The following is a 24,740-nucleotide window of genomic DNA, read 5'->3' as shown; positions in this document are numbered from 1 at the left end:
TCGCTCGCCGCCTTTTCGAACATATCCTAGAAACTGTGTTCCTCGGCCGGGAAGCGGCGCGCCTTGACGTCCTCGTGATAGCGGCGGAAGGCGCCTGGAATGTCGTCGGCCTCTGCCATGAAGTTCTTGACGAAACGCGGCATGCGGCCGTGGGTCACTCCCAGCACGTCATGCATCACCAGTATCTGGCCATCGGTGTCGGGGCCGGCGCCGATACCGATCACCGGCACGTCAAGTGCCTCTGTGATGGCGCGGCCGAGGCTGGCCGGCACGCACTCCAGCAGTATTACCGAGGCGCCGGCTGCCACCAGGGTGCGTGCATCCTCGAGAATCTGGGTGGCGCGCTCGGCATCGCGACCCTGCACCTTGTAGCCGCCTAGCTGGTAGACGGTCTGCGGCGTCAGGCCCAGGTGGGCGCAGACGGGCACCCCCCGCCGTGTCAGCTCGCGAATGCCGTCGGCCATCCACGCCTCGCCTTCCACCTTGACCAGCTCGGCACCGGCACGCATCAGCGCACCGGCGTCCTGCAGCAGGCGCTCCTGGCTGGAGTTGCTCATGAAAGGGAGGTCGACCATCAGCAGGCTTTGATCCTTGCCACGGGCCACGCAGCGGGTGTGGTAGCAGATGTCGTCCAGGGTGACCGGGAGGGTGCTGGCGTGGCCTTGCAGGACCATGCCCAGGGAATCACCGACCAGCAGCACTTCGATGCCGGCCTCGGACGCGCTCCGAGCAAAGGAGGCGTCATAGGCCGTCAGGCAACTGAAGGTTTCGCCTGCGCGCTTATGGGCCTTCAGCGTGCTTAGGGTGACGGTTTTCATGGCGTGCTCTCATGTTGTCCTCGGGTCGGCGCGGTGTTCTCCGCGCTGCCCTTGCGCGTGATTGTTACCAGAATGCGGGCGTGGTGTCGATAGGTAACACTTATCCTGGGTTATAAGGTAACACTCTGATCAGGTCCGGTGATCTCTGCTGCTCGGCCAGCGCGGTGACACTTTGGCCACCGGGAAGGATCAGCGTTGGCGCCAGCTCGGCGAGAGGGACCAAGACAAAGGCGCGTGCCTTCATCTCTGGGTGGGGCACCTGTAGTCGTGGTGTTGCGATGACCTGTTTCCCAAACAATAGCAGGTCCAGATCCAGGGTGCGGGGACCCCAGTGGCGCTGGCGAACGCGGCGATGGCGCTGTTCCAGTGCCTGCAGTTGATCGAGCAGCGCCAGTGGGGAGAGCCGCGTCGCCAGATGGGCCACGGCATTGATGAAGTCGGGCTGGTCCTGCGGCCCGACGGGACGGCTGGCATACAGGCTCGACACGCCTACCCGCTGCGTCAACGGCAGCTCGCCGAGCGCCTCGAGTGCCAGGGTCACCTGGGTTGCGGGCTCGTCGAGGTTGCTGCCAAGCCCCACATAGACGTCAACCAGGGGGATCACGGGTTATCGGGGGGCGCACTGCGTCGGCGGCGCTTGCGGGGCCGGCGGCGCTTGGGGCGATCACCGGGCGTGGCGTTGGCGCCGGCTTTCTCCAGCAGGCGCATCTGCTCGTGTTCGTCGCCTTCCTGAAAGGCGGTCCACCAGTCGCCAAGTCCGGGTTCGACCTCGCCAGCCTCTTCCCGCAGCAGCAGGAAGTCGTAGGCGGCGCGAAAGCGCGGATGTTCCCGGGTCTGCAGTGCGCGTTTGCCGCGACGCAGGGGTAGTCGCTGCTGTAGGTCCCAGATGTCGCGCATCGGCATGCTGAAGCGCTTGGGGATCGAGATGTGCTTCAGCTGGCGCGAGAGCACCTGCTGAGACGCCAGCTGAAGTGCGGGGATGGGCGGCATCCCATCTTCCTCCAGCGTCGCCTGGCGGAGCTGTACGGGCCCCCACAGCAGTGCTGCGAACAGGAAGGCCGGCGTTACCGGACGCTCCTCACGGATACGCTTGTCGGTGCTGGCCAGGGCCGCCTCGATCAGGCCTTCGGTCCAGGGCAGCGTGGCCATGGCTTCTTCCGTTTCGGGGAAGAGCATGGGAAACAGGCCATAGTGGCGCAGCATGCGGAAGGTTTCGACACCATGGCCGGCCATGAACAGCTTGAGTATCTCGTCGAACAGCCGTGCGGGCGGGATCTGCAGCAGCAGATGGGCCTGCTCATGGATCGGCGCCTCGGAGCCAGGCGCAATTTGGAAGTCGAGCTTGGCGGCGAAGCGGATGGCGCGCAGCATGCGCACGGGGTCTTCGCGGTAGCGTGTCGTCGGGTCGCCGATCATGCGCAGGGTGCGGGACTCGATGTCGCGAGCGCCGTTGGCGAAATCATGAATCGAGAAGTCGGCGATGCTGTAGTAGAGCGCATTGATGGTGAAATCGCGGCGCACGGCATCTTCCTGGATATTGCCCCAGACATTGTCACGCAGCAGCAGGCCTTGCTCGGACTGCTGGGCGATGTGGTCGCCATGGTCGTCGTTGGGTCTGCCACGAAAGGTAGTGACCTCAATGACTTCGCGACCGAAGCGCACATGCACGATGCGAAAGCGTCGACCGATGATCCGCGAGTTGCGAAACAGCTCGCGTACCTGCTCCGGCGTGGCATCGGTGGCGACGTCGAAATCCTTGGGCATTCGGCCCAGGAATGAGTCACGAATGCAGCCGCCAACCAGATAGGCCTCATATCCTGCATTGTGCAGGCGATAGAGTACCTTGAGCGCCGACTCACTCAAGTGCTGGCGCGATACGGGGTGCTCGTTACGGGGAATGATCCGCGGGCCGGCTAGTTCAGCGGCGGCGGCATCATCGGGGCCGAAGAGTGACCTGAGATGTTCGCCAGGGCTCTGCAGAAAGCGGGTAAATCCTTTGAACATGCGGCGATATCGACTCGCAGTTTGCGAAAGTTGTTGAGGGTAGTCGACCAGCGACACCTTGCAAAGCGCTGCGCCGAATCGCTGTACAGCCCAAACAGCAAAAGAGGAGGCCGATTGGCCTCCTCTGACAAGCTGAAAATGCTGCGTCCATGCGGCTGTTTCTTCTTCGTGATGGCACATCGCCTTGAATACGCACCACAGTCACCAAGATTTCACAGGCAAGCAATGTTGTTGTGATTGTTGACGTTCCTGGTTGCGACCGCCTCGTATTCAAAACAATAATCCAACCACGACGGCATCGTGAATATGCCTACCTTCGGCTTGTTGCTATTGTTGCCGAAGGCGCGCTTCTCTGGCCCTTGTTCTTGTTGGTAGCCATTGTGAGCGCGTCGCGTCCTGGGATCCGGTGCTTCGAGCGCATATTGTTGCTGTTGTTCAAGGCTTCGAAGGGCGGAGCATGTCGGGATGAGCTTGTTGTTATTGCTCCCGCGTCCGCATCGTTCACAACCCGCCTTGTTGTTGTTGGTGCGGGCTCTGTCTCGCCTGACCGCCTTGTTGTTGTTGTTGGCGCGGGTGACAGTCGGATGTTGTTTTTCTTACCCGTAAATATTGCACGCCACATGCCATGACGGTTATCGGCATTGCAAAACAGTGGGTTACGTTTTGGTGCGTGGTAAAGCCGATGCGGTCCCCCATCGGGTGTTACCCGGCTTGAGCCATCGCGGGGCAAATTCTGGGTGGTAAGGTAACACCTGGTGCAAAACCCCCGGCGAATCAGCAAAAAAGCGCCGCTGGCATATGCCAGCGGCGCTTGGACAATAGTCGTAGTCGGCCCTCGCACCCCATCGCTGATGGGTTAGGCACTGCTGCGTCGGGCCTGCTTCTTGCGCGGAATGCCCAGGCGCTGGCGCCGCTCCCACAGGCACTTGCGACTGATGCCCAGCTTCTGGGCAAGCTCCGTCTCGCTCATCTGATCCTGATGCTCCAGGACGAAATGCTGGAAATAATCCTCCAGGGAAAGGTCGTCACCATTCTCGTCCTGTTCGCTCTCGACCGGATCGACCGTTCTCGGCATCGGTTCGAGGGGCAGCCGGGATGAGGCCGGCCGAGCGGGGTGGAGGCCCAGGTCATCGGGGTGGATCAGGTGACCTTCCGCGAGTATCACGCCGCGCTCCAGAGCATTCTCCAGTTCGCGGACGTTGCCCGGCCAAGGGTAGTCCCTGATTTCCTGGCGTGCGGCACGTGAGAGACGCAGGCCGTTGCGCTCGTGACGCCGGCACGCCTTTTCCAGCAAAACATCGGCGATGGTCAGGACATCCTCCTCGCGGTCGCGCAGCGGTGGCAGGTCGATCTGCATCACGTTGAGGCGATAGTAGAGATCGAGCCGGAACTCGCCGGTCTTCGACAGGGCCCGCAGGTCGCGGTGGGTGGCGGCGATGAGGCGAACATTGACATGACGGGTCTCCACCGAGCCGATACGGCGGATCTCACCCTCCTGCAGGACCCGCAGCAGGCGTGCCTGTGCATCCAGGGGCAGTTCCCCGATTTCGTCAAGAAACAGGGTGCCGCCGTCGGCTGCCTCCACCAGTCCGGTGCGAGCGGCACTGGCGCCGGTGAAAGCCCCTTTTTCATGGCCGAAGAGCTCGGATTCGATCAGCGTCTCGGGAATGGCGGCGCAGTTGACGCTGATCAGCGCTGCCGCGGCGCGCTTGCTCTGCTGATGAATGGCCCGGGCCACCAGCTCCTTGCCGGTTCCCGACTCGCCCTGGATCAGCACCGTGACGTCTGCCGGTGCCGTCTTGCGGATGCGTGTGTAGACAGCCTGCATGGCGTGACACTCGCCGATCATCTGCTGGCGCGAGCCACCCGCATCGGTGATGTCCGGCGGCGGCGAGCGCTGGGAGGAGTGCTGGTGCAGTACCCTGGACACCGTTTCGAGCAGCTCGTCATGGTCGAATGGCTTGGCCACATAGTCGACGGCGCCTTCCTTCAGGGCATCGACCGCCGAGCGCATGCTGGCGTAGCTGGTCATGATCAGCACCGGAACCGGCGCCACGCTGGCGATAAGGGCGGTTCCCGGCTCGCCGGGCAGGCGTAGGTCGCTGATCACCAAATCGAAGTTCTTGGGATCCAGGGCGAGCGCCTCATCGACCGAGCCGGCTTCACTGACGCGATAGTCATGGCGTTCCAGCAGCCGCCGAAGGGCGGTGCGAATGATAGCCTCGTCTTCAACGATCAGAATCCTGCTCATTCGTCTCTTCACCATCCTGTCGTTCGGTGGGCAGCCACAGGCAGATGCGGGTGCCGCATTCATGCCCGGGGGGCGGTGACTCGATTTCGATTCTTCCATGATGCTCGGCAATGATGCTGTAGACCAGCGGCAGCCCCAGGCCGGTTCCCTCACCCGGTGGCTTGGTAGTAGTGAAGGGCTCGAACAGGTGATCGCGGACTCTGGCGTCGAGCCCCTCGCCTTCGTCGGTGACGGTCACTCTCACCATGCGGCCTTCCGGCTCCGCGGCTATCACTATGTTGCCACCCGGCTGGCTGGCGTCGCGGGCATTGCTCAGCAGATTGATCATCACCTGCTGGAGCCGCTGGGCATCGCCGATCACCTCCAGTTCGGCAGGGCAGAGATTATGGTACCTCACATCCTCGCCTGAGCGTGCCAGCTGTAACAAGTGCAAGGCCTCGTCGGTAACGGCCGCGACTGCGACCGGGGCGAAGCTGGTGCCGCCGATGTGGCGGCCGCCGTGGGCGAAGCCCACCAGTGAGCTCACGATACGGGAGACACGGTCGGTCAACTGCTGTATCTGGGCAGCAGTTTCCAGGACTTCGGGATCACTGGTGTCATAGCGCAGGTTCTGGGCCAGCGACGAGATGCCGGTGATGGGGTTGCCGATCTCATGGGCGACCCCGGCGGCAAGCTGGCCGATGGAGGCAAGACGAGCCGCATGGACCAGCTCGTCTTCCAGCCACTTCATTTCGCTATGGTCCTCGATCAGTATCACGGTGCCGCCGCGGACGTCGTCGTCGGCCTTGAGTTCGGCCCGGTGCAGGGTCAGGTAGCGGGTGCCGTCCTCCAGTGTCACCGCCTGCTTGTAGAGGTGATCCTCCTGCTCGGCTCGACTCAACAGATCTCCCCAGGGGGCGGGGAGGCCGTCGCGGCGGGCGCCGATCACGCTATTGCCATCGATGCCGGAGAGCTCGGCCAGGGCGTCGTTCCACATCAGCAGTTCGTCGTCGACACCGAAGGCGCACAGCCCCACGGGTAGCCGTGTCAGGATGCGACGATGGTAGCGACGTAGCCCATCCAGCTCCCGGGCCAGTCCGGTCAGGCGTGAGCGATAGGCTTCCAGGCGGCTCTCGACGAAGTGGATGTCGTCGGTGGGTTCCTGGCCACCACGCCGGTAGGGCAGGTAGCGGTCGACGATATCCTGGGCCACCGAAGGCCCCATGAGGCCGGAAAGGTTGGCCTGGATCCGGTCGCGCAGGCGGCGCAACGCATAGGGGCGGCCGTCCAGGGGGGAAAGGCCCAGGTCGGTCAGGGCTCGCTCCACTTCCCGTTCGGCGACTTCGTCACCGAGCGCCCTGGCCAGGGGTTGCTTGAACTCTTCACCGGTGGCTGCCTGCAGGGGCAGGCGCTTGGGGCGGATCACGGCGTCCACCGAGCAGGCCTCGGCAGCGGCACGCTCGCCGGGAGAGGTACGGGTGGCCAGCGACACGATGATGAAAGTCAGGCTGTTTGCGGCCAGCGACACTAGGGTTACGACATACCAGTTCGGCTCGCCGGTGAGCATCTCCAGCCCGGGTGGTATCAGCACCAGGGCGGGGAGGGCTGTGAGCAGGGGTAGCCACAGGCCGACAAGCCAGACCAGGGTCCCGATGACCAGGCCCGATACCATGCCCTTGCGATTGGCTCCGGGCCAGTAGAGCAGCGCAAGCAGGCCCGGCAGGCACTGCGCCATGCCTACAAAGGCGGCGAGCCCGAGGGTGGTCAGGTCATGATTGACCCCGACAGTACGGTAGAAGAGCCACCCACCCAGGATTACCGCGGCGATCAGCCCGCGACGAAGCCAGCGCAGCCAGCGATAGAGGTTGGGTTGGGCTTCCGGGGGGTGCGCGACCAGCAGCACATGATTGAGGATCATCCCCGACAGGGCCAGGGCGATGATCACCATGGTCGCGCTTGTGGCGGCCAGGCCGGCGATGAAGGCGAGCGCCTGGACCCAGAATGATTCCGATAGCCCGAAGGCCAGATAGGCGGAACCGATCAGTTGATCGCTTCCCAGTCGCTGGCCGGCCCACAGGATCAGCGGCACAGGTATTGCCATCAGCAGCAGAAACAGTGGCAGGGACCAGCTGGCTTGAAGCAGGGTGTGCCGTGAGAGCGTCTCGGCAAAGGTAATATGGAAGATGTGCGGCATCAGCAAGGCCGCGGCGAAAAACAGCAGCAAGAGGGTGCGCCAGTGGGCCGCATCGGGCTGTGTCACTCCCGCCTGATAGGCCTGGCCGGGGCCATCCAGCCAGAGCTGCAGGTCGGCTGGACCATCGAAGACCACGAACAGGGCAATTCCTCCCAGCGCCAGCATGGCGCCGAGCTTGATGAGCGAGGTCAAGGCGATGACCGTCAGCAGCGTGTCATGCCGAGCGTACTGGTGCCTGTGCCGGGTACCGAAAAGCATGGCGAACAGGGCTATAAGAGCGCTGAAGACCAGTGCCAGGAGGGCAGGTGAGGCCGCGCCTGTCATCAGGTAGATGGCATCACCCAGGGTCTGCACCTGTAGAGCGAGCAGGGGAAGCACAGCCAGCAGACTGATGATCGTTACCAGGGTGCCGACCCAGCGTGAGCGAAAGCGAAAGGCAAAGAGATCGGCCAGCGAGGAGAGCTGGTAGGTATGGGTCATGCGCTGAATGGGGACCAGCAGGACCGGCGCCAGCAGGAAAGCGCCGGCCACGCCCAGGTAGTAGGCGAGATAGCCGTACCCTTCGCTGGCGGCAAGCTCCAGGCTGCCGTAGATGGCCCAGGCGCTGGCATACACCCCTAATGCCAGGGTATAGACGGCGGGGTGGCGGGTAATGCGGCGGCCGATCCAGCCGCGCTCCACCGCCAGGGCGCACAGGAACATCAGCAGCAGATAGCTGGTGCCCAGGGCGAAGACGCTGGCCAGGCTATTGTTCATCCAGCTTCCTCTTCTGCTCCAGCCATAACGTCAGCGCAATAAGTATTCCCCATATGACGAAGGGGCGGTACCAGGCCACCCCCGGGCTGGACCAGCCGCTCATCAGCAGCGGCGAGAGCAGGTAGCCCCCGAATACCAGCAGCAGCATGATGCGATAGACGTACACGGCGTGCTCCTCGGTCAGGGTGGATCAGTGGCAGCCATGTCGGCAGCAGCAGCCTGCCGGGTGGCCTCGGGGCGAATGCGACCCACTTCCCAGTGGGTAATGGCCCATTCGAGCTGCTCGGTAGCGGGTGCGGAGGCCAGTGAATCGGGCGGCGCTTGATCCAGTGCTGCCAGGGCGCGATGCAGCAGTGGGCGCACCTCCTTCTCTCTCACGGGGAGCGCTGGTGCCAGGTTCTGCTTGGAGAGCTTCTGGCCGTCGCGGCTCATGATCAGGGGTAGATGCAGGTAGCGCGGTTCAGGCAGGCCCAGGGCATGCTGCAGCTGGCGCTGCCAGGGCGTATTGTCGAGCAGGTCGAAGCCACGCACCACATCGGTGATGCCCTGGTCGGCATCATCGACCACCACGGCCAGCTGGTAGGCCCAGAGACCATCCTTGCGCTTGAGTACCACGTCGCCCAGCTCGGCCGGATCGAAGCGCTGGATACCGAACAGCCTATCCTGCCACATGATCGGACGCAGCCCCTTGTCGCTGCGCAGTCGCCATGCCCATGGCTTTTCGGGCTCCCGCACGCCGTGGCGACACCAGCCGGGGTAGATCGGAAAGTCGCGCCACTGCTTGCGTGAACAGCTGCAGGGGTAGGCGAGGCTCTGTGACGTCAGGTTCTCCAGGGCGGCGGCGTAGGCCTCGTTGCGGTCGCTCTGCCAGTGGATCGGGCCGTCCCAGTGCAGCCCGAAGGCCTCGAGCTGACGCAGGATGGTATCGGCGGCCCCGGGGGGGCAGCGTGGCGGATCGATGTCTTCGATGCGCAGCAACCACTGGCCGTCCGCCTGGCGGGCATCGAGGAAGCTGGCCAGGGCGGCGATCAGTGAGCCGAAGTGAAGTGCGCCGGATGGGGTGGGGGCGAAGCGGCCGCGATAAGGGGGCATGGATGACTCCCGATGTTGGCGGTCGTCACGCAAACGGGCACCCTGGGGTGCCCGTTGCGACAGCAGCAATGGTTTGCGGCTCAGCCGCCGAGCTGCTTCTCCTTGAGCTCGGCCAGGGTCTTGCAGTCCACGCACAGTGTCGCTGTGGGGCGGGCTTCAAGCCGGCGGATGCCGATTTCGACGCCGCATGCCTCGCAAAAGCCATAGTCGTCCTCGTCGATCTTATCGAGGGTCTCGTTGATCTTCTTGAGCAGCTTGCGTTCACGATCCCGTGTGCGCAGTTCGAGGCTGAAGCCCTCTTCCTGAGTGGCACGATCGGCTGGGTCGGCGTAGTTGTTCGCCTCTTCCTGCAGATGGCGCACGGTGCGATCCACCTCTTCCATGAGCTCCTGTTTCCAGCCCAGCAGGATCTGTCGGAAGTGCTCCAGCTGTTGCTCGTTCATGTACTCTTCACCCGATGCTGGCTCGTACGGGGTGAATTTCTTGGGCGCTTCCGTTTTTTGGTCTGCTACTGGCATGGGACTGCCTCTTTAACTTTAGTGACTGCTGATCAATACCCGCTCCGATACTCTGCACGGTATCTCACGCCAAAGGCATGCTTGTTTAGCGGAAAAACGCCGCCTTTGCAATAGCTACCTTGGCAATACTGGCGAGGGAGCGGCCTGCGCGACGGTCTTGAAAAAAGATAGAATCTACCTTGGAAAGCCCGGCGGTGAAAGGTTCCCGTCAGGCCCGGAAATTTTAATCGGGAGTCAGTCATGTCGTGGAACGCGCGGGTCGATCGTGTAGCCCCTTTCCGTGTGATGAGCCTGCTGGAGATCGCACAGGCCCGTGAGGCAGCCGGGCACGATGTCATACACCTGGAGGTGGGCGAGCCCGACTTTACCACGCCGGCGCCGGTGCTCGCCGCCGGGCAGCAGGCGCTGGCGTCGGGGCAGACCCGCTATACGCCGGCAGCGGGGCTACCGGCGCTGCGCGAGGCGAGCGCCGGGCACTACGCCGAGCACTTCGGTGCCGTGGTGGACCCGTCACGGATTCTGGTCACCCCGGGGGCATCAGGAGCGCTCCTGCTGGCCAGCCAGCTGCTGGCTGGCCCCGGCGACCGGGTGCTGATGGCCGACCCCAACTATCCCTGCAATCGCCACTTCATGGCCCTGGCCGGCGCCGAAGTCGATGCCGTACCGGTGGGCCCAGAGAGCGGCTGGCAGCTGGATGCGGCACTGATCGAGCAACACTGGCGGAAGGACACCCGCCTGGCGATGCTGGCCACGCCCTCCAACCCCACCGGCCATATGCTCGATGGGGCGCAGCTTGCCGCGGTTGCCGACAGCGTGGCGGCCCGGGGCGGCGAACTGCTGGTGGACGAGATATACCAGGGGCTCTGCTACGACATCGCGCCGCTGTCGGTGGCCGCGATCACCCCCGATGCCTTCGTGGTCAACAGCTTCTCCAAGTACTTCGGCATGACCGGCTGGCGCCTGGGCTGGCTGCTGGCACCCGAGGCGGCAGTGGAGCCGCTCACCCGGCTGGCCCAGAACGTGTTCCTGGCGGCCTCCACCCCGGCCCAGCACGCGGCACTGGCCGCCTTCACGCCTGAGTGTCGCGATATCCTCGAGACGCGCCGTGCCGAGCTGGGGCAGCGCCGCGATGCGCTCCTGGCAGGGCTTGCCCGGCTGGGGTTGGCGCCCTCGCTGCCGCCCCAGGGGGCCTTCTACCTGTGGCTGGATATCTCCCGCTATAGTCGCGACAGCCAGGCCTTCTGCCGGCAGCTGCTCGAGGAGGAGAACGTGGCGATCACGCCGGGCATCGATTTCGCGCTGACGGGAGGGGAGCATCACGTGCGTATCGCCTTTACCACCGGTATTGCACGGCTCGAGGAGGCCGTGGCCCGGCTCGAGCGCTTCCTGGCGCGCCAACCGTAGCGGGCGCAGCAATGAATCGGAGGTTTTTCCATGGAGTATCCTCGGCTGGTGCCCGGCACCCTGCTGCGCCGCTATAAGCGCTTCCTGGCCGACGTGCGCCTCGCCGACGGGCGTGAGGTAACTGCCCACTGTCCCAATACCGGCTCCATGCGGGCGGTGAACGTGCCGGGCTGCCGCGTCTGGCTGGCACCCAGCGATAACCCGTCGCGCAAGCTCGCCTGGACCTGGGAGCTGATCGAGTTGCCCCAGTCTGACGGTAGCCTGGCATTCGCGTCGGTGCATACCGGACGGACCAACCGTATCGTCGAAGAGGCGCTGCGCGCAGGGCAGGTGGCGCCCCTGGCGGGCTATGCGACGTTGAAGCGCGAGGCGAAGGTGGCAACGGAGGGGGGAGCAGCATCGAGTCGGCTCGATTTTCGCCTGGACGATCCGCTGCGGGGAACCGCCTATGTCGAGGTCAAGCAGGTCACCCTCAAGGAGAGCGATGGCCATGGCTATTTCCCCGATGCGGTGAGCGAGCGGGGGCGGCGCCATCTGGGCGTGCTGGGCGACCTGGCGGCGCAGGGCCATAGGGCGGTGCTGCTATTCTGCGTGGCCCATACCGGCATCGGGGATGTGGCTGCCGCCGCACACCTCGACCCCGCCTATGCGATGGCACTGGGCGAGGCGTCGGAGCGCGGGGTCGAGATACTGGCTCATGGTTGCCGGGTGGACTGCCGCGAGGGGGTGCCGCAGGTGATTCGACTGACCGGGGCGCTGCCCGTTTCACTCACCCGCCAGCTGGATATTGCCCTCGGCGTCGACTGAAACCGCTACCGGCTCCAGGTGGCGCCCCTGGCAGGGACCGAAGACGCATTCGCCGGTGTCGGGCAGGAACAGGGCGCCGTGCATGGCGCACTGGATCAGCTCCCCGCCGGCTTCGAGAAAGACGTTCGGTTCCGCCTGCAGCGCAACCCCCTGATGAGGGCAGCGATTGACGAAGGCGCTGATTTTCCCATGCACCGTTACCAGAAGGACGTCGCGCCCGTCGGGCAGATGCAGACCCAATGCCGAGGTGGCGTCGAGCTGAGCGCGTCGGGCGATGATGGTGGCAGGCACAGGGCTCATCGGTCGATGGTGAATCGCTGGATGAAGCCGACCTTGGCGGGTGCCTGATTGCGGTCGTGGCGGACCTCGAGGTCGAAGCGCATGGGTTCGTCCTCAATGATACGGAAGACCGCTACCTGAGACACGCTGTCGCCGGTGCGCAGCGAGCGGAAGGAGAGGGGGGAGGGGGAGCCATCGCCGACCGTGCCGACCTTACCGCTGACGGGGGCGTTTACCGCCCGCATGGTGCCATCCTCAAGCGCTTCGAGCACGCTGACATTGACCAGCGCCATGGCAGGGCTGCGCTGAATGCCATGCTCGGCGGCCACGTCCGCGCTGAGAAAGCTGGTGCTGACGGCGCTGTAGTGTACCTGGTAGTCGCCCACCTGTTCGTACTGCTGGGCCTGCAGGGGCAGTGCCAGGCAGAGGAGCAGCAGGCAAGCGATGTTGGCCAGGCTGGTTGGATATTGCATTGTGGCTCCCTCTTGTCGCAGCCGGTCTGCCATGGAGGTCCCCGCGCCGGGGCTTATTTCCGCTGCCGGCTGATGCGGAAGATGGCGATTTCGCCGAACAGGTTGGGCCAGAGCCGCGAGGCCCAGTGACCTTCATGATCGCGTATCCCCACGGCCCGGTCGGTGATCGTCAGGCCCTTCTCACGACACAGGTGCTCGAAGTCGTTGAAGGTCGACAGGTGAATGTTGGGGGTATCGTACCAGGCATGGGGCAGCGTCTTGGAGACCGGCATGTAGCCGCGAATACCGAGGTGTACACGGTGCCGCCAGTAGGCGAAGTTGGGGAAGGTAATGATGCACTCGTCGGCGACCCGCAGCATTTCGTCGAGCATCCGGTCGGGGCGGCGCAGCGCCTGCAGCGCCTGGGTCATGACCACCAGATCGTAGGTGTCATCCTCGAAGTTCACCAGGCCCTCGTCGAGGTTCTGCTCGATGACGTTGACGCCCTTTTCGATGCAGGCGGTGATGCCCGCCGGGTCGATCTCCAGGCCATAGCCGCTCACCCCCTTGTCCCGGGCCAGCGCCTCGAGCAGGGTGCCGTCGCCGCAGGCCAGGTCGAGGATATGCGCGCCCTGGGGAATCCAGCGATGAATCAGTTCCAGATCGGCTCGCATCATGAGCGCTCCTCCAGGCCCAGGTCACGGGCCGCACGGGACATGAAGGCGGTAAAGACGGCCTGGTAGCGTGGCTCCGGCAAGAGGAAGGCGTCATGACCGTGGGGGGAGTCGATGTTCACGTAGCTTACCGACTTGCCGGCCCGGGTCAGGGCGTTGGCCAGCTCTCGGGAGCGGGAGGGAGGGAAGCGCCAGTCGCTGGTGAAGCTGACCACCAGGAAGGGGCACTGCGCCGGCTTCACCGCCTTGGCCAGGACGCCGCCGTGTACCGCGGCCGGGTCGAAATAGTCCAGCGCCTTGGTCATCAGCAGATAGGTGTTGGCATCGAAGGAGCCCGAGAAGGTATCGCCCTGATGTCGCAGGTAAGACTCCACCTGAAACTCCACGCCGTAGCCGAAATTGAGGTCTTCACTGCGCAGGTCACGACCGAACTTGCTGCCCATCGCATCTTCCGACAGATAGGTGATATGCCCCACCATTCGTGCCAACTTGAGGCCACGGCGCGGGACCTTGCCGTGCTCGTTGTACCAGCCGTCGTGGAAGTCGGGGTCGGAACGAATGGCCTGTCGTGCCACTTCATTGAAGGCGATGTTCTGTGCCGATAATTTTGGAGTCGCAGCGATGACGGCGGCATTGGCGATGCGTTCGGGGTAGGCCAGGCTCCATTGCAGCACCTGCATCCCGCCCAGGCTACCGCCGATTACGGCGGCAAAGCGCTCGATACCCAGGCGATCGGCCAGGCGAGCCTGGCTGTGGACCCAGTCGCCCACCGTCATCATCGGGAAGTCCGGCCCCCACTGGCGGCCGGTCTGCGGATTGATGCTGACGGGGCCGGTGCTGCCGTGGCAGCCCCCCAGATTGTTCAGCGACACGACGAAGAAGCGGTCGGTATCGATGGATTTACCGGGTCCGATATGGGCGTCCCACCAGCCCGGCTTGCGCTCATCGGCAGCGTGGAAACCCGCGGCATGATGGTGACCCGAAAGGGCATGGCAGATCAGCACGGCATTGGTTCGCTCGGCGTTGAGCGTGCCGTAGGTTTCATAGACGAGATCATAGGCTGGCAGCGTCTTGCCGCAGGCCAGTTCCAGAGGGTCTTCGAAGTGCGCCGTCTGTGGCGTCACCAGGCCGACCGAGTCGGCGGGAATCTCGGGCATTGGTGGTTCGGCGTCCTGTCGTTGGGGTCCGGTAAAGGTCGACACGGGCTTATAGTCCGACCAGGGCTCCGGCGATACCGGCGGCACGGGTCAGGGCGCCAACCACGATACCGTCGATAATGCTGATGGCGATGAATACCACGATGGGTGACAGGTCGATCATGCCCAGCGGCGGAATGACCTTGCGCACCGGCGCCATGATCGGCTCCACCAGCTGCATGACCAGCAGCGCACCCGGGTGGCTGGCGTTGGGGGCTACCCAGCTGAGTATGATCATCACGATCAGGGCGAAGAAATAGATCTTGAGGATTGCATTGGCAATGGCGGCCACCGCGCCGATGGCCACGTTGCCAATCGGTGGCATCCCGAACCCGGCGATTTGCAGGATCACCACAATGCTGATCGCCTTGAGCACGAAGGCCGCGGCCAGGGTTGCCAGATCGAAGCGGCCCATTACCGGACCCAGAAAGCTCTGGAAGGGGCGCACCACCGGCTGGGTGATCTTCACCACCGACTGGCTGATGGGGTTGTAGTAATCGGCCTGTGATGCCTGCAGCAGAAAGCGCAGCATCATCAGAAACAGATAGATATTGATCAGGGTGTTGACCAGCAACAGGCCAGCATTTCCCATGTTCGGCTCCTTTCTCTCATGTCGGGGGAGGTCGCCGCGAGCTGCGGGCGCCCTCTAGGTGCTAGCGCTGTGCGAATTCGTCGCCCATTTCGCGGGCGCGCTTGGCGCAGGCTTCCATGGCGTCGATCATCGTGCCGCGAAGGCCGGCCTGCTCCAGATGTTCAACGGCACGTTCGGTGGTTCCGCCGGGCGACATGACGTCACGCTTGAGACGTGCCGGGGTGAGCTCGCTTTCCTGGGCCATGCGCGCTGCGCCGAGAGCGGTCTGGATCGCCAGCCGGCGAGCCGTCTCGGCGGGCAGCCCCAGTTTCACACCGGCCTCCTCCATGGCCTCGAACATCAGGAAGAAATAGGCGGGGCCACTGCCGGAAACGGCTGTGACCGCATCCAGCAGGGACTCTTCTTCGACCCACTCGACCAGCCCCACAGCGCCGAGCAGCTCGCTGGCCTGGTTACGCTGTTCGTCGGTGACTTCGGGCGTGGCGTATAGCCCGGCGGCACCGGCGCCGACCAGAGAAGGCGTGTTGGGCATGCAGCGGACCAGCGCCGTGCCGCCGCCCATCCAGGCCTGCAGGGTGGCGGCGTCGATTCCTGCGGCCACCGAGACGATCAGCGGGCGCTGCCGCTGCAGGGTGTCACGCAACCCTTCACAGACGTTCCGCATGACCTGGGGCTTGACGGCCAGCACTACCACATCAGCGTCGCGTACCGCTGCGGCATTATCCGTATTGGTACGAATGCCGTAGCGCTCATGGATCGGCGCCAGGAAGGCATCGCTGGGTGAGGTGGCGGTAATCCCGGTGGCCGGGTGCCCACTGTCGATCATCCCGCCAATGATGGCGCTGGCCATGTTGCCGGCGCCGATGAAGGTGACTCTGCTGGCCATTGCGATCTATCCTTTTTCGTCATGAAGCGACCGGGTCAAGGCCGGTACGCACTACGCTTTGTCTGAAACTGCCTGCGCTCGACCATATTGCGTTAAACATCGGCTTGTGCGCGAGTCCGATCAAAAGTACGCATTTACACGCGCAAGCTTCACCTTTTGACTCGCAGCTACGATATCACTCGCTCTTCGAGCAGCGGAGCTGACCAAATCGCCTTTCCTGCCGACTTTCTCGGGCTCAGGTGGTGCGGTCCCGCTCGCCAAAGATGGCGGTACCCAACCTGACCAGTGTGGCGCCTTCTGCGACAGCAGCTTCCAGGTCGGCGCTCATCCCCATCGACAGGGTGTCCAGCGGCGCCTCGGGAAATGTCTCGCGCAATGTACCCAGTGCCTGGCGCAGTCGGGCGAAGGGTTCCCGCTGTGCTGAGGCCTCCCTGGCCGGGGCGGGAATGGCCATCAGGCCCCGCAACCTGAGTGCCGGCATCGACAGCACGGCTTCGGCCAGTCCCGGCAGCTCCTCGAGCATGACCCCGGATTTGCTCGGCTCGGCACTGATATTGACCTGCAGGCAGATATTCAGCGGCCCGAGCCCGTCGGGCCGCTGATCGTTCAGCCGCCGGGCAATCTTCTCACGGTCGACGCTGTGTACCCAGGTAAAGTGCTCGGCCACTTCCCGTGTCTTGTTGGACTGCAGCGGGCCAATGAAATGCCAGACGATATCCTCCAGATCCCTGAGTTCGGTCTGCTTGGCGAGTGCTTCCTGAACGTAGTTCTCGCCGAAGTCTCGCTGCCCCTGCAGCCAGGCTTCCCGGATCATGCCAGCCGGCTTGGTCTTGCTGACCGCGAGCAGGCGCGCATCTTCGGCCGGGCGTCCGGCTGCCGCCAGGGCATCGGTCAGCCGCCCTCGAGCGGCAGCCAGGGACTCACTGATGACGAGATTCGTGGTATTACTCACCTGAAGTCCTTCATGTCAAAAGGTCTGGCATACTGAAGAGAACCTTACCTGGAAGCAGGGGAACCGCATGGATATTACCGAACTGCTGGCGTTCTCGGCAAAGCAGAACGCTTCCGACCTGCATCTGTCTGCCGGTCTGCCGCCCATGATCCGTGTCGATGGCGACATTCGACGGCTCAATGTGCCGGCGATGGAGGACCGGGAGGTCCGCAAGCTGATTTACGACATCATGGGCGACCGCCAGCGCCGCGACTACGAGGAATTCTTCGAGACCGACTTCTCCTTCGAGGTGCCTGGCGTGGCTCGCTTTCGTGTCAATGCCTTCAATCAAGTGAGGGGCGCTGGCGCGGTCTTTCGTACCATTCCCAGTGAAGTACTGACCATGGACGACCTGGCGCTGGGGGATGTCTTCCGTCGACTGGCGCTGCTGCCCCGCGGTCTGGTACTGGTGACCGGCCCCACCGGCTCGGGCAAGAGCACGACGCTTGCAGCGATGATCGACTATATCAACGATCACCGCTACGACCATATCCTCACGATCGAAGATCCGGTGGAATTCGTGCATCGGAGCAAGCGCTGCCTGATCAACCAGCGTGAGGTACACCGAGATACCCACGGCTTTACCGAGGCCTTGCGCAGCGCTCTGCGCGAGGATCCCGACGTGATACTGGTCGGCGAGCTGCGCGACCTGGAAACCATCCGGCTGGCGCTGACCGCTGCCGAGACCGGTCACCTGGTGTTCGGTACCCTGCATACCACCTCTGCTGCCAAGACCATCGACCGTATCATCGATGTCTTTCCCGGCGAGGAGAAGTCGATGGTGCGCTCTATGCTCTCGGAGTCCCTTCAGGCGGTGATATCCCAGACCCTGCTCAAGCGTCAGAGCGGTGGCCGAGTGGCCGCACACGAGATCCTCATTGCCAACGCGGCAGTGCGCAACCTGATTCGTGAGGACAAGGTGGCGCAGATCTACTCGGCGATCCAGACCAGTGGCAACCTGGGCATGCAGACCCTGGATGCGTCCCTGGCCAAGCTGGTCACCGACAATGTCGTGACTCGCGAAGAGGCTCAGGCCCGGGCCAAGGGTATGCTGTCGTAGGATCCGCTGGCGCGGGGCTTGCTGGCTCAGGGCCATTGATTGAAAGTGCCAAAAATAAACAGGTAAGGGAGCAGGGACATGACAGCACAAGAATGGTTGGAGCAGCTGCTGGGCATCATGGCCCAGAAGGAAGCATCGGACCTGTTGATCTCGGTTCAGGCTCCCCCCACCATCAAGATCGCCGGCAAGTTGATCGCGCTGGGTGACCAGAAGCTCTCGCTGGCTGAGGTGCGGGAACTGGTCAATACGGCGGTTCCCGAGGGTCTGCGGGAGCGCTTCCTGATCGACCGTGAGGCCAACTTCGCTCTGAGCCTCTCCGGCTTGGGCCGCTTTCGAGTCAGCGCCTTTCAGCAGCGTAGTCAATTGGCCATGGTGATCCGCCGTATTGCCTTCGACATCCCTCATCTCGAAGAGCTGTCGCTACCGCCACAGCTGGGTGAACTGGCCAACCTCAAGCGTGGACTGGTGTTCGTGGTAGGCGGCACCGGCACCGGCAAGTCGACCACCCTGGCGTCGATGATCCAGCAGCGCAACGAGACGGTGGGCGGCCATATCATCAGCGTCGAGGATCCCATTGAGTACGTACACCCCCACAAGAAGGCGATCATTAACCAGCGTGAGGTGGGGATCGACACCGAGTCCTTCGAGGTGGCACTCAAGAACACGTTGCGCCAGGCGCCGGATGTGATTCTGATCGGCGAGGTGCGCACCCGCGAAACGATGGAGCATGCACTGACCTTCGCCGAGACCGGGCACCTGTGCCTGGCCACGCTGCACGCCAACAACGCCAACCAGGCGCTGGATCGCATCCTTCACTTCTTCCCCCACGAGCGACACGAGCAGATATGGCTCGACCTGTCGCTCAACCTGCATGCGATCGTTGCCCAGCAGCTGCTGCCGACCCGTGATGGCGGGCGCTGCCCGGCTATCGAGATTCTGCTGCGCACGCCACTGATTGCCGACCTGATTCGCAAGGGCGACGTCGGCGAAATCAAGAATGTCATGGCCCGCTCCCGGGATCTCGGCATGCAGACCTTCGACCAGGCGCTTTTCGAGCTCTACATGGCCGGGCAGATCACCGAGGAAGTGGCGCTGGTGCATGCCGACTCGGCGAATAACCTGCGCATGATGATCAAGTACGAGGATGAAGGCAGCGATGTGCTGGCCAAGGCGCAGGATTCGGCGCAACGGCTGTCACTCCGCGACGAGGACGACTTCTAGGCTGCGCGCTTCCTCGGTTCCTGTTTCAGGAAGCATAGATGCCGCCGAGCACCCGTGGGCCGGCGGCGCCGGTGACGCTGGGCAGGTTCCCGGGCAGGCCCTCCAGGCGTCGCCAGGCGAGCCAGGCGAAGGCGCCCGCTTCCAGCCAGTCGGCCGGCCAGCCCCAGTCACTGCTGGGCACCAGGGGGGTCTCCGGTATATGCCGGGCCAGGCGGGTCAGCAGGTCCGGGTTGTGGGCACCGCCGCCGCAGGGAATCAGCGCCGCTGCCGGCGGTGCCTGGAGCCGCTCTCGCGCCATTGCGATACCCAGGGCGACGCTGGTGGCGGTGAGCTCCGATAGCGTGGCCTGCACGTCTTCAGGTGCTTCCCTTCCCGTCAGATGACGCGCCAGCCAGTCGAGATGAAAGACTTCGCGGCCGGTACTGCGCGGCGGCGGTCGATGGAAGAAGGGCTCGGCCAGCAAGCGTTCCAGCAGGGCTTCGTCGACGCGTCCCGAGGCGGCCCAGGCGCCATCCGAGTCGAAGCGGCCACCGCGATGTCGCGCATGCCAGCCATCCATCAGGGCGTTGGCGGGGCCGGTGTCGAAGCCGATGATCTCTGCATCGCTTTCGGCCGGCGGCAGCAGCGTCAGGTTGGCGAAGCCGCCGAGGTTGAGCACCATGAGCCACTCATCCTGCCGACGAAATACAGCATCATGAAAGGCGGGTGCCAGCGGTGCCGCCTGCCCGCCGGCGGCCAGGTCGCGGCGGCGGAAGTCCGCCACTACCGTGCATCCGCTCAGTTCGGCCAGCAGGCTGGGGTTGTCCAGCTGCAGGGTATAGGCGGGTGCCTCCTCATGCCCCCTGCCATGCCCCCAGGGGGCATGCTCGATGGTCTGGCCGTGGCTGCCGATGGCGGCGATAGCCTCGGGCGGCGTGTCGTTGGCAGCCAGCAGCCGTTTGACGGCTGTCGCTTGCAGGTGGCAGAACGCGTGCTCGGCCGAAGCCAGTTCGGCAAACTCGACGCGCTCGGCCTGGCAGAGTGCCAGCAACGATTCGCGCAGGCTGTTTGGCATGGGCTCGGCGTGGGTGGCGAGCAGGTGCGCCTTGCCGTGGTCGTCGATTTCGACCAGGGCGGCATCGACGCCGTCGAGGCTGGTGCCGGACATCAGGCCGATGAACAGTGTCATTCCTCTACTCCAGTTGCTGAGCCCCCTCCGCGAGGCGCCAAGTCATGCTAACATTCTGCCCCATTCAATGGACCCTGCGGGCAGGGCCTGGCAACCGTATTGTGTGGAGTCGGAGACGATGACCGATGTCGCGAGCGCGCTGGCGCTTCTGAAGCGTGGCACCCACGAGATCCTGATCGAGGACGAGCTGGTAAAGAAGCTCGAGTCCGGGCGCAAGCTGCGTATCAAGGCGGGTTTCGATCCAACCGCCCCTGACCTGCACCTCGGCCATAGCGTGCTGTTGACCAAGATGCGCTTGTTTCAGGAGCTCGGCCACGAGGTCATCTTCCTCATCGGCGACTTCACCGGGCGCATCGGCGATCCCACCGGCAAGAATGTCACGCGCAAGCCGCTTACCGAGGAGGAGGTCCGCGCCAACGCTCAGACCTACAAGGAGCAGGTGTTCAAGATCCTCGACCCCGAGAAGACCGAGGTGCGCTTCAACTCGGAGTGGTTCTCCGCCATGACCGCGGCCGACATGATCGAGCTGGCCGGCCAGAGCACCGTGGCACGCATGCTCGAGCGAGACGACTTCAACAAGCGCTACAAGTCCAGCCAGCCGATCTCCATTCACGAGTTTCTCTATCCGCTGGTGCAGGGCTACGACTCCGTGGCGCTGAAGGCCGATGTGGAAATGGGTGGCACCGACCAGACGTTCAACCTGCTGATGGGGCGAGAGATTCAGAAGCACTTCGGCATGGAGCCCCAGGTCGTCATCACCATGCCGCTGCTCGAGGGCCTCGACGGCGTGCAGAAGATGTCCAAGTCGCTGGGCAACTATGTCGGCGTGGATGAAGCGCCCGGGTCCATGTTCAACAAGCTGGTTTCCCTGCCCGACAGCCTGATGTGGCGTTACTTCGAGCTGCTCTCGCTGAAGAGCAACGAAGAGATCGAAAGCCTCAAGCGCGATGCCGAGCAGGGTGCCAATCCGCGCGATATCAAGATGATCCTGGCCCGGGAGCTGATTGCTCGCTATCACGGCGAAGAGGCCGCGGCCAATGCCCACCGGTCTGCCGGCAACCAGTTGGCCGAGGGAGAGCTGCCCGAGGACCTGCCCGAGATCGAGGTCGACTTCGAAGGCAGTGCCCAGGCGCCCATCGCCGCCGTGCTCAATCGCTCGGGTCTGGCCAACAACAGTGCCCAGGCCAAAGACATGCTGGGCAACGGTCGGGTCAAGGTCGATGGCGAGGTGGTCGCCAAGGACCATATGCTCGATACCGGCAAGAGTTACGTCATCCAGGCAGGCAAGAAGCGCTATGCGCGGGTAACGCTCTGCTAAGGAGCTTATCCTTTCCCTGGAGCGACTGATTACAAGTCAGTGGCTCTACCAGCGCCCGCCATGTGCGGGCGTTGTCGTCTCTGGGCGGGCATTCCATCCACAGGCGATTGGCCCAACGGCCTGTGGAAAGCGCTTGTAAAAAGCGCCTGTGGGTAGTTTGGCTGTCCATCGTTCTGTCATTGGCCGGTCATCTTCCTGAAATTTTTTTACAAGGCCCCTTGCAGGGGCCAAGGGAAAGCCGTAAAGTACGCATCCGCTGCCGGCAACGGGCAAACGTTACCGGCGGTGGAAGTGGAGAAAGTGCTTGTTTCTGTTTGGTTTTTCCGGATCGGCTGATGAGATTCGCGATTGACAGAAGCGCCGGAGACGGTAGAATGCACGCCACGCTGAAGGCAGCCGGCAAGAGCGGCGCTTCGCGGCAAAATCACCCNCGGTGAGCACCGTGGCCGAGACGATCACGCCAGCATGATTCCAACCCGTTTTGCCTGACGACCATAGCGTTCGGGAACCACCTGATCCCATGCCGAACTCAGCAGTGAAACCGCTCAGCGCCGATGGTAGTGTGGGGTCTCCCCATGCGAGAGTAGGTCATCGTCAGGCATTTATTCAGAAGCCCCGGCCATTGGTCGGGGCTTCGCCGTTTTGGGGTCTCCCATGGAGAGTAGCGGGAGGCCGCCCCGGTCGTCAGGCATTTATTCCGAGAAAACCCCAAGCATTCCGTGCTTGGGGTTTTTTCATGGCACTTGCTCATATGTAACACTTGGCAAAGTTAGGTTAAGGTATGAGTCGGCGATAGGCTTGTGGTTATGCTGCAATCAAGATCGTGACTAGGGGGAGGGTTGCTATGAAACAGCTACAAGGTCTCTTCCTGTCGACATTCTGTCTGTTGGCTTTCTTCTGGGCGGGAGGGACAGCCTCCTATGCAGCCGAAGAGAAAACGGTGCGGATCGCCACACTCTCCGATTACCCCCCCTATGGTTTCTACAAAGACAACCGAGGCCCTCCATTCTCGGAGGTGTTGGTGCCTCCCGGCAGCGATGCCGACAGCTTTCAAGGCTACAGTTGGGATATCGTGCGAGAAAGCTTTCATGCCCAGGGCTACACCATCGAGCTGGTTATCACGCACTGGGCGCGCGCCATGGCGAGCGTCAGAGAAGGTAACGTCGACCTGCTCTACCCGACGGGTATGAACACGGAGCGATTGGGCTATTTTTCCTATTCGGAATCACCGGTCAACGATGCTGCCTTCCTGGTCTACGTAAACCAGGGCACAAAGATCGAGTGGCAGGGCCTGGCTTCGCTGGATGGCATGACTATCGGTATGGTCCGGGGCTACAACTTTGGGGATGAATGGGGCGAACAGGAAGGGATATCGAAGTATCCACTCAATAGCATCGAGCAGGGTTTTCGTATGCTCCAGCGAGGGCGTCTGGATGGGTTTGCCGGCTACGAAACGAACTGGGACTATGTGCTCAAGGAGATGGGGCTACAGGGGCAGTTCGACAAATTACCCGAATTCGGCGCCAGCAGAGAGTATGTGGTTGGATTGAAGACCAACCCCGACGCCGAACGCCTGCTGCGCGATTTCGACGCCGGGTTTCAGGCCATCAAGGAGAGCGGCGATTATCAGCGCATAGTGGCGCGCTGGCGCTGACTCTCCCTTGAAGAGAGCGCCAGCGAATATACGTCAACGACTGTCTTCTCAGCCGCAGAGTATCTCCAGAGCCTCTAGCAGGGAATCCATCTCATCGTCGGTGCCGATGGAAATGCGCAGGAAATTACGCAGCGCATCGGTATTGAAATGTCGCACCAGAATGCCGCGCTCCCGTAATCCGACGAAGAGCTGGGCGGCATCGAAGTCGGGATGCTCCACCAGTACGAAATTGGCCTGGGAAGGCAGTATTTCAAAGCCCAGTTCATTCAGGCGCCGTATGGTGCGTTCACGCGTCGCGATGACCTTCCCCCGACAGGCATCGAAGTGCTTGCGGTCCTCGAGCGCGGCGATACCGATGGCACTGGCCAGGCTGTCGATGGGATAGGAGTTGAAGGAGTCCTTGACCCGCTCGAGGCCTTCGATCAGCTCGCGTGAGCCAATGGCATAGCCAAGGCGCAGACCGGCCAGGCTGCGTGATTTTGAAAAGGTGCCTGTTACCAGCAGGTTGGGGTAGCTCGCTACCAGCGGCACGACGCTTTCGCCGCCGAAGTCGACATAGGCTTCATCGACCAGCACGACACACTCGGTGATACGCTCCAACAGTGATGCAATGGCATCACGGCAGTGGCCATGGGCAGTCGGTGCGTTGGGGTTGGCAAAGATGGCGCCGGCACTATCAGAAGTGAAAGCCTCGAGGTCGACGCGCCACTGATTATCCAGCGGAAGGGGGCGTCGCTCGATGCCATACAGCCGGCAATAGACCGGATAGAAGCTGTAGGTGGTGGCCGGCATCTCGAGGGGCCGGTTGTGACAGAAGAAGGCCTGGAAAGCCAGCGCCAGAACTTCATCGGACCCGTTACCGACGAAGACCTGCTCGGGCTCGACACCGTACTCATGGGCCAGGGCCTGGCGCAGGGCACGAGACTCCGGGTCCGGGTAGAGGCGCAGATGGTCGGCGGGGAAGTCACGCAGCACCGCCTCGACTCCTGGGGCCGGCGGATAGGGGTTCTCGTTGGTGTTCAACTTGATCAGGCGTTCCCGTGGCTGCTCTCCCGGTACATAGGGGGTCAGCTCGCGCACGGCGGGACTCCATAACTGGCTCATGCTCGCTCGCTTGGCTAGATGACGTGAAACTTTAGCCCATGTTGACCCGAGCGGCGTGACCGCGCAAGCCGTTGACGTGCTAGCCTAGGCGCNAGCATGAAATGGGCGCCGAACAGCATCTTGGTGATATCGAAGGCCCAATCGCTCGGGCGCCCGGTAAAGAAGCGCAAGGCAATGTCGTAAAGCACCACCAGGGTGATGATGGCAATCAACGGCGCAATGACACGCCCGAGTGTCTCATTGAGCGTGTCGATCGCCTTGGCAATCGCATTCATGGAGTCGAGTCTCCGGCGTCAGGGCGAAGAGTGCCGCTCCGGCGCAG

General features: G+C 63.2%; 23 protein-coding genes, 1 rRNA gene and 1 pseudogene. 7 read left to right on the top strand and 18 right to left on the bottom strand.

All coding sequences use genetic code 11. The annotated features are described in order from the left end of the window. Positions 1 to 26: 26 nt before the first annotated feature. From panB to dksA, 8 genes are all read right to left on the bottom strand, one after another. On the bottom strand, positions 27 to 818 hold the full coding sequence (gene panB / locus LOKO_RS16785; RefSeq protein WP_066451846.1) for a 3-methyl-2-oxobutanoate hydroxymethyltransferase: 792 nt from the start codon (positions 816 to 818) through the stop codon (positions 27 to 29). Positions 819 to 918: 100 nt separating this feature from the next. Beyond that, positions 919 to 1,422 (bottom strand): 2-amino-4-hydroxy-6-hydroxymethyldihydropteridine diphosphokinase, encoded by a 504-nt coding sequence (gene folK, locus LOKO_RS16780; protein WP_066451845.1) that lies wholly within the window; start codon positions 1,420 to 1,422, stop codon positions 919 to 921. After that, the gene (pcnB, locus tag LOKO_RS16775; RefSeq protein WP_066451844.1) at positions 1,419 to 2,822 is read right to left on the bottom strand and encodes a polynucleotide adenylyltransferase PcnB; all 1,404 of its coding nucleotides are present in this window, start codon (positions 2,820 to 2,822) and stop codon (positions 1,419 to 1,421) included. The genes folK and pcnB overlap by 4 nt, the downstream gene beginning before the upstream one ends. A gap of 856 nt (positions 2,823 to 3,678) precedes the next feature. After that, positions 3,679 to 5,073, bottom strand: a complete 1,395-nt coding sequence (locus LOKO_RS16770; RefSeq protein ID WP_066451843.1) for a sigma-54-dependent transcriptional regulator — start codon at positions 5,071 to 5,073, stop codon at positions 3,679 to 3,681. After that, the gene (locus LOKO_RS16765) at positions 5,051 to 8,002 is read right to left on the bottom strand and encodes an ATP-binding protein (protein WP_066451842.1); all 2,952 of its coding nucleotides are present in this window, start codon (positions 8,000 to 8,002) and stop codon (positions 5,051 to 5,053) included. The genes LOKO_RS16770 and LOKO_RS16765 overlap by 23 nt, the downstream gene beginning before the upstream one ends. Continuing rightward, complete coding sequence (locus tag LOKO_RS19960) at positions 7,992 to 8,168, bottom strand: hypothetical protein (protein WP_043517015.1); 177 nt, start codon at positions 8,166 to 8,168, stop codon at positions 7,992 to 7,994. Before LOKO_RS19960 ends, LOKO_RS16765 begins: the two co-directional genes overlap by 11 nt. A gap of 14 nt (positions 8,169 to 8,182) precedes the next feature. Beyond that, the gene (gluQRS, locus tag LOKO_RS16760; protein ID WP_066451841.1) at positions 8,183 to 9,094 is read right to left on the bottom strand and encodes a tRNA glutamyl-Q(34) synthetase GluQRS; all 912 of its coding nucleotides are present in this window, start codon (positions 9,092 to 9,094) and stop codon (positions 8,183 to 8,185) included. 80 nt (positions 9,095 to 9,174) lie between these two features. Beyond that, entirely contained in the window at positions 9,175 to 9,612 is a 438-nt protein-coding gene (gene dksA / locus LOKO_RS16755) for an RNA polymerase-binding protein DksA (RefSeq protein ID WP_066451840.1), read from the bottom strand. 240 nt (positions 9,613 to 9,852) lie between these two features. On the opposite strand from dksA, the gene LOKO_RS16750 reads away from it, so the two are divergent. Further along, positions 9,853 to 11,016 (top strand): pyridoxal phosphate-dependent aminotransferase, encoded by a 1,164-nt coding sequence (locus LOKO_RS16750; RefSeq protein WP_066451839.1) that lies wholly within the window; start codon positions 9,853 to 9,855, stop codon positions 11,014 to 11,016. Between the two features lie 30 nt (positions 11,017 to 11,046). Continuing rightward, positions 11,047 to 11,823: a DNA/RNA nuclease SfsA gene (gene sfsA / locus LOKO_RS16745; RefSeq protein ID WP_066451838.1), complete on the top strand. Its 777-nt coding sequence runs from the start codon at positions 11,047 to 11,049 to the stop codon at positions 11,821 to 11,823. On the opposite strand, the gene LOKO_RS16740 is transcribed toward sfsA, so the two are convergent. The 7 genes from LOKO_RS16740 to LOKO_RS16710 all read right to left on the bottom strand — a co-directional run bounded on the left by LOKO_RS16740 (position 11,782) and on the right by LOKO_RS16710 (position 16,854). Continuing rightward, positions 11,782 to 12,123 carry a Rieske (2Fe-2S) protein gene (locus tag LOKO_RS16740; protein ID WP_066451837.1) on the bottom strand — a complete coding sequence of 114 codons (342 nt, stop codon included), beginning with the start codon at positions 12,121 to 12,123 and terminating at the stop codon, positions 11,782 to 11,784. The two genes, sfsA and LOKO_RS16740, sit on opposite strands and share 42 nt — an antisense overlap. Continuing rightward, positions 12,120 to 12,575 (bottom strand): DUF4426 domain-containing protein, encoded by a 456-nt coding sequence (locus tag LOKO_RS16735; protein WP_066451836.1) that lies wholly within the window; start codon positions 12,573 to 12,575, stop codon positions 12,120 to 12,122. Before LOKO_RS16735 ends, LOKO_RS16740 begins: the two co-directional genes overlap by 4 nt. Positions 12,576 to 12,628: 53 nt before the next feature. Further along, positions 12,629 to 13,228, bottom strand: a complete 600-nt coding sequence (gene metW, locus LOKO_RS16730) for a methionine biosynthesis protein MetW (RefSeq protein ID WP_066452419.1) — start codon at positions 13,226 to 13,228, stop codon at positions 12,629 to 12,631. Next, positions 13,228 to 14,385, bottom strand: a complete 1,158-nt coding sequence (gene metX, locus LOKO_RS16725) for a homoserine O-succinyltransferase MetX (RefSeq protein ID WP_066451835.1) — start codon at positions 14,383 to 14,385, stop codon at positions 13,228 to 13,230. The genes metW and metX overlap by 1 nt, the downstream gene beginning before the upstream one ends. A gap of 49 nt (positions 14,386 to 14,434) precedes the next feature. After that, on the bottom strand, positions 14,435 to 15,016 hold the full coding sequence (locus tag LOKO_RS16720; protein WP_066451834.1) for a YggT family protein: 582 nt from the start codon (positions 15,014 to 15,016) through the stop codon (positions 14,435 to 14,437). 61 nt (positions 15,017 to 15,077) lie between these two features. Then, positions 15,078 to 15,902: a pyrroline-5-carboxylate reductase gene (gene proC / locus LOKO_RS16715; protein WP_066451833.1), complete on the bottom strand. Its 825-nt coding sequence runs from the start codon at positions 15,900 to 15,902 to the stop codon at positions 15,078 to 15,080. A gap of 235 nt (positions 15,903 to 16,137) precedes the next feature. Further along, positions 16,138 to 16,854: a YggS family pyridoxal phosphate-dependent enzyme gene (locus LOKO_RS16710; protein ID WP_066451832.1), complete on the bottom strand. Its 717-nt coding sequence runs from the start codon at positions 16,852 to 16,854 to the stop codon at positions 16,138 to 16,140. Positions 16,855 to 16,921: 67 nt separating this feature from the next. On the opposite strand from LOKO_RS16710, the gene LOKO_RS16705 reads away from it, so the two are divergent. Both LOKO_RS16705 and LOKO_RS16700 read left to right on the top strand, forming a co-directional pair. Next, positions 16,922 to 17,953, top strand: coding sequence for a type IV pilus twitching motility protein PilT (locus LOKO_RS16705; protein ID WP_066451830.1), 1,032 nt, complete (start codon positions 16,922 to 16,924; stop codon positions 17,951 to 17,953). A gap of 78 nt (positions 17,954 to 18,031) precedes the next feature. After that, positions 18,032 to 19,174 carry a PilT/PilU family type 4a pilus ATPase gene (locus tag LOKO_RS16700; RefSeq protein WP_066451829.1) on the top strand — a complete coding sequence of 381 codons (1,143 nt, stop codon included), beginning with the start codon at positions 18,032 to 18,034 and terminating at the stop codon, positions 19,172 to 19,174. Between the two features lie 25 nt (positions 19,175 to 19,199). On the opposite strand, the gene LOKO_RS16695 is transcribed toward LOKO_RS16700, so the two are convergent. Next, positions 19,200 to 20,342, bottom strand: coding sequence for an anhydro-N-acetylmuramic acid kinase (locus tag LOKO_RS16695; protein ID WP_066451828.1), 1,143 nt, complete (start codon positions 20,340 to 20,342; stop codon positions 19,200 to 19,202). A 118-nt stretch (positions 20,343 to 20,460) separates the two neighbouring features. On the opposite strand from LOKO_RS16695, the gene tyrS reads away from it, so the two are divergent. From tyrS to LOKO_RS16680, 3 genes are all read left to right on the top strand, one after another. After that, positions 20,461 to 21,660, top strand: a complete 1,200-nt coding sequence (gene tyrS / locus LOKO_RS16690; RefSeq protein ID WP_066451827.1) for a tyrosine--tRNA ligase — start codon at positions 20,461 to 20,463, stop codon at positions 21,658 to 21,660. Between the two features lie 484 nt (positions 21,661 to 22,144). Continuing rightward, a 5S ribosomal RNA gene (gene rrf, locus LOKO_RS16685) occupies positions 22,145 to 22,260 on the top strand. Between the two features lie 244 nt (positions 22,261 to 22,504). Then, the gene (locus tag LOKO_RS16680; protein ID WP_066451825.1) at positions 22,505 to 23,314 is read left to right on the top strand and encodes a substrate-binding periplasmic protein; all 810 of its coding nucleotides are present in this window, start codon (positions 22,505 to 22,507) and stop codon (positions 23,312 to 23,314) included. Positions 23,315 to 23,362: 48 nt separating this feature from the next. Here LOKO_RS16680 and hisC read toward each other — a convergent pair whose 3' ends face one another. Beyond that, positions 23,363 to 24,418: a histidinol-phosphate transaminase gene (gene hisC / locus LOKO_RS16675; RefSeq protein ID WP_066451824.1), complete on the bottom strand. Its 1,056-nt coding sequence runs from the start codon at positions 24,416 to 24,418 to the stop codon at positions 23,363 to 23,365. A 95-nt stretch (positions 24,419 to 24,513) separates the two neighbouring features. Further along, positions 24,514 to 24,693, bottom strand: a pseudogene (locus tag LOKO_RS16670) (TRAP transporter small permease subunit); the annotation flags it as partial. Between the last annotated feature and the right edge of the window lie 47 nt (positions 24,694 to 24,740).

This window comes from Halomonas chromatireducens (assembly GCF_001545155.1).
Lineage (GTDB): Bacteria > Pseudomonadota > Gammaproteobacteria > Pseudomonadales > Halomonadaceae > Halomonas > Halomonas chromatireducens.
Note: the sequence above shows the minus strand (reverse complement) of the source record. Positions and strands in the feature narration are given on the sequence as shown.

Coding starts and splice junctions, on each gene's coding strand:
- metX (WP_066451835.1), bottom strand. CDS start 14,385: ATGCCCGAGATTCCCGCCGACTCGGTCGGCCTGGTGACGCCACAGACG.
- LOKO_RS16705 (WP_066451830.1), top strand. CDS start 16,922: ATGGATATTACCGAACTGCTGGCGTTCTCGGCAAAGCAGAACGCTTCC.
- LOKO_RS16695 (WP_066451828.1), bottom strand. CDS start 20,342: ATGACACTGTTCATCGGCCTGATGTCCGGCACCAGCCTCGACGGCGTC.
- LOKO_RS16680 (WP_066451825.1), top strand. CDS start 22,505: ATGAAACAGCTACAAGGTCTCTTCCTGTCGACATTCTGTCTGTTGGCT.
- LOKO_RS16720 (WP_066451834.1), bottom strand. CDS start 15,016: ATGGGAAATGCTGGCCTGTTGCTGGTCAACACCCTGATCAATATCTAT.
- LOKO_RS16750 (WP_066451839.1), top strand. CDS start 9,853: ATGTCGTGGAACGCGCGGGTCGATCGTGTAGCCCCTTTCCGTGTGATG.
- LOKO_RS16740 (WP_066451837.1), bottom strand. CDS start 12,123: ATGAGCCCTGTGCCTGCCACCATCATCGCCCGACGCGCTCAGCTCGAC.
- tyrS (WP_066451827.1), top strand. CDS start 20,461: ATGACCGATGTCGCGAGCGCGCTGGCGCTTCTGAAGCGTGGCACCCAC.
- dksA (WP_066451840.1), bottom strand. CDS start 9,612: ATGCCAGTAGCAGACCAAAAAACGGAAGCGCCCAAGAAATTCACCCCG.
- LOKO_RS16765 (WP_066451842.1), bottom strand. CDS start 8,002: ATGAACAATAGCCTGGCCAGCGTCTTCGCCCTGGGCACCAGCTATCTG.
- metW (WP_066452419.1), bottom strand. CDS start 13,228: ATGCGAGCCGATCTGGAACTGATTCATCGCTGGATTCCCCAGGGCGCG.
- gluQRS (WP_066451841.1), bottom strand. CDS start 9,094: ATGCCCCCTTATCGCGGCCGCTTCGCCCCCACCCCATCCGGCGCACTT.
- hisC (WP_066451824.1), bottom strand. CDS start 24,418: ATGAGCCAGTTATGGAGTCCCGCCGTGCGCGAGCTGACCCCCTATGTA.
- proC (WP_066451833.1), bottom strand. CDS start 15,902: ATGGCCAGCAGAGTCACCTTCATCGGCGCCGGCAACATGGCCAGCGCC.
- LOKO_RS16700 (WP_066451829.1), top strand. CDS start 18,032: ATGACAGCACAAGAATGGTTGGAGCAGCTGCTGGGCATCATGGCCCAG.
- sfsA (WP_066451838.1), top strand. CDS start 11,047: ATGGAGTATCCTCGGCTGGTGCCCGGCACCCTGCTGCGCCGCTATAAG.
- LOKO_RS16770 (WP_066451843.1), bottom strand. CDS start 5,073: ATGAGCAGGATTCTGATCGTTGAAGACGAGGCTATCATTCGCACCGCC.
- LOKO_RS16735 (WP_066451836.1), bottom strand. CDS start 12,575: ATGCAATATCCAACCAGCCTGGCCAACATCGCTTGCCTGCTGCTCCTC.
- panB (WP_066451846.1), bottom strand. CDS start 818: ATGAAAACCGTCACCCTAAGCACGCTGAAGGCCCATAAGCGCGCAGGC.
- pcnB (WP_066451844.1), bottom strand. CDS start 2,822: ATGTTCAAAGGATTTACCCGCTTTCTGCAGAGCCCTGGCGAACATCTC.